The sequence below is a fragment of the Micromonospora sp. 4G55 genome, from assembly GCF_016803375.1.
The window spans coordinates 1-6,015 of record NZ_JAEVHN010000382.1; the positions used below are offsets into that span (position 1 = coordinate 1).

7 protein-coding genes and 1 pseudogene are annotated in these 6,015 nt (G+C 70.9%); 6 read left to right on the plus strand and 2 right to left on the minus strand.

Annotation, left to right across the window (positions count from 1 at the left end; genetic code table 11):
• A pseudogene (locus JNW89_RS25035) lies at positions 1-396 on the plus strand (XRE family transcriptional regulator); the annotation flags it as partial.
• A 39-nt stretch (positions 397-435) separates the two neighbouring features.
• On the opposite strand, the gene JNW89_RS25040 reads toward JNW89_RS25035, so the two are convergent.
• Positions 436-891 carry a MarR family winged helix-turn-helix transcriptional regulator gene (locus JNW89_RS25040; protein WP_238450752.1) on the minus strand — a complete coding sequence of 152 codons (456 nt, stop codon included), beginning with the start codon at positions 889-891 and terminating at the stop codon, positions 436-438.
• A gap of 81 nt (positions 892-972) precedes the next feature.
• Between JNW89_RS25040 and JNW89_RS25045 the strand changes: the two genes are divergently transcribed.
• From JNW89_RS25045 to JNW89_RS25055, 3 genes are read left to right on the plus strand one after another with little or no spacing between them, the layout of a single operon-like run.
• Positions 973-1,419: an SgcJ/EcaC family oxidoreductase gene (locus JNW89_RS25045; RefSeq protein ID WP_238450754.1), complete on the plus strand. Its 447-nt coding sequence runs from the start codon at positions 973-975 to the stop codon at positions 1,417-1,419.
• 31 nt (positions 1,420-1,450) lie between these two features.
• The gene (locus JNW89_RS25050) at positions 1,451-2,041 is read left to right on the plus strand and encodes an SgcJ/EcaC family oxidoreductase (RefSeq protein ID WP_238450756.1); all 591 of its coding nucleotides are present in this window, start codon (positions 1,451-1,453) and stop codon (positions 2,039-2,041) included.
• Positions 2,038-2,748: an SDR family oxidoreductase gene (locus JNW89_RS25055; RefSeq protein ID WP_238450758.1), complete on the plus strand. Its 711-nt coding sequence runs from the start codon at positions 2,038-2,040 to the stop codon at positions 2,746-2,748. Before JNW89_RS25050 ends, JNW89_RS25055 begins: the two co-directional genes overlap by 4 nt.
• Before the next feature lie 273 nt (positions 2,749-3,021).
• On the opposite strand, the gene JNW89_RS25060 is transcribed toward JNW89_RS25055, so the two are convergent.
• Positions 3,022-3,522: a MarR family winged helix-turn-helix transcriptional regulator gene (locus JNW89_RS25060; RefSeq protein WP_154940908.1), complete on the minus strand. Its 501-nt coding sequence runs from the start codon at positions 3,520-3,522 to the stop codon at positions 3,022-3,024.
• Positions 3,523-3,624: 102 nt separating this feature from the next.
• Here JNW89_RS25060 and JNW89_RS25065 point away from each other — a divergent pair, with 102 nt between their 5' ends.
• Together JNW89_RS25065 and JNW89_RS25070 are read left to right on the plus strand one after the other, a co-directional pair.
• Positions 3,625-4,203, plus strand: coding sequence for a YceI family protein (locus tag JNW89_RS25065; protein ID WP_238450759.1), 579 nt, complete (start codon positions 3,625-3,627; stop codon positions 4,201-4,203).
• A 242-nt stretch (positions 4,204-4,445) separates the two neighbouring features.
• Positions 4,446-5,924 (plus strand): glutamate--cysteine ligase, encoded by a 1,479-nt coding sequence (locus tag JNW89_RS25070; RefSeq protein ID WP_238450760.1) that lies wholly within the window; start codon positions 4,446-4,448, stop codon positions 5,922-5,924.
• Positions 5,925-6,015: the final 91 nt, after the last annotated feature.

Consider the following 6,015-nt stretch of genomic DNA (forward strand, 5'->3'; position numbering starts at 1 on the left):
GTGGTCGTGGTCCGCTCCGGGTCGGTGTCGCCGGAGGCCGTGGTGCCGTCGCCATCCGGGTCGGGCCGGCTCGGGTGGCCGGTGGGGCAGCGGCGTGCGGGCCCGGCGGTGGCGACGGCCCCGCAGCCGGAGGAGGGGATCGTCGCCCTCATCGAGGGGACGGTGGCGCTGCACCGGGGCGACCGGGAGTTGGCCGCGGAGTGGTTCGGGGCGGCGGCGGAGGCCGGCGTCGACGGTCCGTACCGGCGGGACGTGGTCGAGGCGTTGGTGGGGTTGGCGGCGAGCACGGGCGACCCGGCCGTGCTGGACCGTCTCGACCGGGCCTGCCGGGAGAGCGGGATTCGCCTGCTGCCGTACGAGCAGGACCTGCTCCGCGGGCTCCGCCCGGTCGGCTGAGCCCCGGGCGTCGTCCACGCGGCCCGGGTGGTCGACGCACTAGCCGCGGGTGTGTTTGCGGATTTCCTCGGTGGCCTCGCGGTAGGCGGGTGCGGCGTGGGTGAAGTAGTCGAAGAGCAGGTCGAGCTGCTCGGGCGTGTAGCGGGCGAGGACGTCGGCGATCTTGCGGCGTCCGGGTGCGACGACCTGGTCGATGCGCGTGAGGGCGTCGGGGACCGGTTGGACCACGACCTTCCGGCGGTCGGACGGGTCCGCGGCCCGGCGTACGTAGCCGGCGCGTTCCAGCCGGTCGATCAGGCGCGTCGTGGCGCCGGTGGTCAGGCCGGTCCGGGTGGCCAGCTCGCCTGAGGTCAGCGCCCCGTCGAGGCTGATCAGGCTCAGCGCGTACCACTCGGTCGCGTGCAGGCCGGCGGCCTCGGCGCCCGCCATGCCGTGCAGCCCGACGGCGTCCAGGTAGCGCCGGAAGATCACATGCCGCTCCTGCGGACTTGCCATCCCGTCGATCCCTTCCCTAATATCTGCACAGACGCAGATACTGCACCCATGCAGCATCTGTATCAAGTCACTGGAGGAATCATGCCCGCGGATGACCGGACAGCCGTTACCGACGTCCTGCACGCCCTGGTCGACGCGTGGGGTCGGCACGACGCCGACGCCTATGGCGACCTGTTCACCGACGACGCCACCTACGTCACCTTCGTCGGCACCCGCTATCAGGGCCGGCGGGACATCGTGGCGAGCCATCGCACCCTGTTCGCCAAGTTCCTCAAGGGCACGTGCCTCGCGGACGAGGTCCTCGACGTCCGGTTCCCCGGCCCGGACACGGCCCTGGTGACCGGCCGCGGCGACACCTACAAGGGCACCCGGCCGAAACGGCTGAGCAAGGTCCAGACCTACGTCCTGGTGCGTCAGGCGGACGGGTGCTGGCGCATCGCGGCGTTCCACAACACCAAGCGCAACCCGCTCATGGAGGCGATCTCGTTCCGTATCGCCCCCGGCCTCGTTCCCACCGACCGGCACTGACCACACCGAGAACCACGACCGGAGAACCATGATGAACAAGAAGCTCAGGTACGCGCTGGTCGGTACCGCCCTCGCGCTGGCCGTCACGGCGGGTGCCGGGTACGCCTGGCTGGCGAACACCTCCGAGGTGCGCAACACCGGCACGACCAACTGTGCCGACCTCAAGCCCACCGGCGGGACCGCCGAGGACCACCGAGCGGTCTGCGACCTGATGGACGGGCTGATCGAGGCGTGGGACCGCAACGACGCCGACGCCTACGGCGCCCTGTTCACCGAGGACGCCACCTACACCACCTACGTGGGGACCCATTACGACGGCCGCCGTGACATCACCGAGGGCCACCGCGCCCTGTTCGGCGGGTTCGTGAAGGACACCAGGCTGGCGAGCAGTTGGCTCGGTATGCGGTTCCTGAGCGCGGACGCCGCCGTCGTCACCGGGCGCGGCGACACCTTCACCGGCTCGCGCCCCGATGACCTCGGCAAGGTGCAGACCTACACCGTGGTCCGCGACGCGGACGGGGCGTGGCGGATCGCCGCCTTCCACAACACCCAGCGGCAGTCCGTCATGGAGCGCATCTCGTTCCTGCTCTCGCCCGGTACGGCGCCGGAGGCGGAGCGGTGAGGGCGCTGGTGACGGGTGCGAGCGCGGGCATCGGCCGGGCGTTCGCCGCGGGGTTGGCCGCCCGCGGGTACGCGGTGACGGCCGTGGCGCGCGGCGAGGAAGGGCTGCTGGCGCTGCGCCGGGAACTCGGCCCGGGCCACGCCCACCTCGTGGCCGACCTGACCACCCCGGCCGGGCTCGCGACGGTCGCGGAACACCTCGCGCGGGACCCGGTCAACGTGCTGGTCAACAACGCGGGAACCGCCGTCACAGGTCCGTTCGCCGACGTGGCCCTGGCGGACTCGCTGGCCACGCTGAACCTCAACTGCGCCGCCCTGGTGACCCTCGCGCACGCCTTCCTCCGCCACGCCCGGCGCGGCGACGCCCTGGTGAACATCTCCTCCACCCTCGCGTTCGCCCCGACGCCGACGCTGGGCGTCTACAGCGGCACCAAGGCGTTCGTGACGACGTTCTCCGAGGCGCTGTGGCGGGAGAACAAAGGCCGGGGTGTCCACGTGCTGGGCGTGTGTCCGGGCATGACTGCCACCCGATCGCGACCCGACGAACCAGGAGGGATGGTGCAGGCACCGGAAGAGGTGGCCGCCGCCGCGCTGGCCGCCCTGGCGAAGCGCCGCCGTCCCACGGTCGTCTCCGGCGTCCGCAACAAGGTGTTCGTTGCCGCCACGCGCCTGCTGCCGCGGGCGGCGGTCGTCTCCATGCTCGGGTAGCGGGCCGGGCTTCGTGAGTGGCGCCGGCCGAACCGCACCGACCGACCCCTTCTGATCCCTGCCCGAGGCACGACGGCGGGGGCGGGGAGGCGCGAGCGAAAAAGCCCCCTGGTGATGCCCCTCGCTCAATCGCTCGCGCCGGCACCCCCCCAGGTGCTCCCCCCGCGCTCGACGAAGGCTAGCCACCCCTGACGTCCGCTTTGCGGAACTTCACTGGGTTGTCCGGGCCGGCGTGGCCAGTTCTGCCGGTGGTTCTGCCGGTGGGCAGACGCGTCAGGCGGCCGGTTCGTTGGCCGGGGCCGGCTCGGTGCTGCCGGCGGTCGCCCCCGGGTGGACGGCGTCCCGCACCCGGCGCAGGCCGTCGAGCATCGCCGCCAGCGCCGCGGGTTCGAGCTGGCCGGTGAACCACTGCTCGATGATCCGCAGGTGACCGGGGAGGGTCTCGTCGAGGCGTTTCAGCCCCGATGGGGTGACCACGGCGTACGAGCTGCGGCGGTCGGACGGGCAGGCCCGGCGGCAGAGCAGGCCGTCGCGTTCCATCCGGTCCACCACGCGGGTCACTCCGCTGGTCGACAGGGAGGTCTGCGCCGCCAGGTCGGTCATCCGCAGCTGGTGCCCGGGGGACCGGGCGAGCCGCATCAGCACCTCGAACTCGACGGCGGAGAGGCCGTGCTCCTCGTACTGGTCGGCGAACCGGGCCGACAGTCCGGCGTACGCCTCGACGAGGAGGCCGACGGCGGTGATCCGGGGGTCGTCGAACACGTTCTGATCCACCTGGCCATCCTAACAGTGCTTGACACGGGGAATATTGTTGAAGTTATAGTTGCTACGTCAGTCGTTGGGCTTCTAAACAATCTTTTCCCTGGAGGACGCACCATGACCAGCACCGAGTCGGTTACCCGCGACTGGGAGGGCCTCACCGTCCCTACCGCCGGCACCTACCTGCTGGATGCGGCTCACAAGCGGGTCGGGTTCGTCGCCCGGCACATGATGGTCAGCAAGGTACGCGGTGAGTTCGCCGACGCCTCGGCGACCATCACCATCGCCGAGGACCCCATGCAGTCCTCGGTCACCGCCACCATCCAGGCCGCCAGCATCAGCACCGCCCAGGCCGACCGGGACGCCCACCTGCGCAGCCCGGAGTTCCTGGACGTCGAGGCCTTCCCGACGCTGGAGTACCGCAGCACGGGTGTGAAGTCCCGGGACGGTAACGAGTTCGTGCTGCTCGGCGAGCTCACCATCAAGGGCGTCACCCGGCCGGTGGAGCTGGACGTCGAGTTCGAGGGCGTCGGCCGCAGCCCGTTCGGCCAGGACATCTTCGGCTTCTCCGCGAGCGCCGAGATCGACCGGGAGGACTTCGGTCTGACCTGGAACGTGGCGCTGGAGACCGGCGGCGTGCTGGTCGGCAAGAAGATCAAGATCGAGATCGAGGGTGAGGCCGTCCGCCAGGCCTGATCCCTGCGGACCCACCCGGCGAGGCCCCTGCTCTCCTGAGCAGGGGCCTCGACCCGTGTCCGGGTGCAAATTGTCACGGATTATTCGTCAGCCGCGCCGGTGCCCGCGGTGGCCGCTGGGTAGAGAGGGCCACAGCGCGTATTCGTCGGGCCACTGGCCCTGGCGAGGTGGCGCTCTTACCGTGGTTGTTCACAACGCGGGCGGGACGACACGGTCCCGCGCGCCTCGCGCCGGGAGGGCACATGGGTAGGGACGTCGAGCAGGGCGCCTTCTCCCGGGAAGACCGGGTCCGCTACCGGCAGAAGGTTCGGCGCAGCCTGGACGTCTTCGCGTTGATGCTGGACGACTTCGGCTTCGACGCGGACCGGCCGATGACCGGCCTGGAGATCGAACTCAACCTGATGGACCCGGCGGGCGAACCGGCGATGCGCAACGAGGAGATCCTGGCCGCCATCGCCGACCCGCTCTTCCAGACCGAACTCGGCCAGTTCAACCTCGAACTGAACGCCGCGCCCCGGCTGATCGAGGGCAGCGGGTTCGCCGAGTACGAGGCCGAACTGCGCAGCAGCCTGACCCGGGCCGACGAGCGGGCGGCGAAGTCCGACGCTCGGATCGTCCTGGTCGGCATCCTGCCCACGCTCACCGAGCGGCACCTGGTGGTGGACAACCTCTCCACCAACGAGCGCTACCGGGTGCTCAACGACCAGATCGTCGGCGCCCGGGGCGAGGACATCGAGCTGGACATCCGGGGTGTGGAACGGCTCCAGACCCACACCGACTCGATCGCCCCCGAGGCGGCCTGCACCAGCCTCCAGTTCCACCTCCAGGTCGCGCCGGACAGCTTCGCCGACTACTGGAACGCCTCCCAGGCGATCGCCGGGGTCCAGGTCGCGATCGGCGCGAACTCCCCCTTCCTCTACGGGCGGCAGCTCTGGGCCGAGACCCGGATCGCCCTCTTCGAGCAGGCCACCGACACCCGCCCCGACGAACTCAAGGCCCAGGGCGTACGACCCCGGGTGTGGTTCGGCGAGCGCTGGATCACCTCGATCTTCGACCTGTTCGAGGAGAACGTCCGGTACTTTCCACCGCTGCTGCCGATCTGCGAGGACGAGGACCCGGTGGAGGTGCTGCACGCGGGCGGGGTCCCCCAGCTCTCGGAACTGCGGCTGCACAACGGCACGGTCTACCGCTGGAACCGGCCGGTCTACGACATCATGGACGGTCGCCCCCACCTGCGGGTGGAGAACCGGGTGCTGCCGGCCGGCCCGACCGTGGTGGACATGCTCGCCAACGCCGCCTTCTACTTCGGGCTGGCCCGCGGGCTGGCCGAGTCGGACCGGCCGATCTGGAGCCAGCTCACCTTCAGCTCCGCCGAGGAGAACTTCCACGCCGCCGCCCGGCGCGGCATGGACGCCGTCCTGCACTGGCCCCGTCTCGGGGACGTGCCGGTGGCCAAGCTGGTCCTCGACACGCTGCTGCCGACGGCGGCGACCGGGTTGGACCGGTTCGGCGTCGACCCGGCCGAGCGGGACCGGCTGCTCGGCGTCATCGAGCAGCGCTGCCGTACCGGTCGCAACGGCGCGGTCTGGCAGACCGAGGCGGTCTGGGCGGCCGAGCGCCACCGGGGCATGCACCGCGAGGCGGCGCTGCACCACATGGCCCGCCGCTACGCCGAACTCCAGCGCAGCAACGAACCCGTCCACACCTGGCCCGTCGACTGACCCACCCCCACACCTGGGGTGCCATGGCGCTGCACTTTCACGGAAAGAGTGGCTATCCCACGCGGAATAGCCACTCTTTCCGAGAAAGTGC

Coding starts and splice junctions, on each gene's coding strand:
- JNW89_RS25065 (WP_238450759.1), top strand. CDS start 3,625: ATGACCAGCACCGAGTCGGTTACCCGCGACTGGGAGGGCCTCACCGTC.
- JNW89_RS25045 (WP_238450754.1), top strand. CDS start 973: ATGCCCGCGGATGACCGGACAGCCGTTACCGACGTCCTGCACGCCCTG.
- JNW89_RS25050 (WP_238450756.1), top strand. CDS start 1,451: ATGAACAAGAAGCTCAGGTACGCGCTGGTCGGTACCGCCCTCGCGCTG.
- JNW89_RS25070 (WP_238450760.1), top strand. CDS start 4,446: ATGGGTAGGGACGTCGAGCAGGGCGCCTTCTCCCGGGAAGACCGGGTC.
- JNW89_RS25040 (WP_238450752.1), bottom strand. CDS start 891: ATGGCAAGTCCGCAGGAGCGGCATGTGATCTTCCGGCGCTACCTGGAC.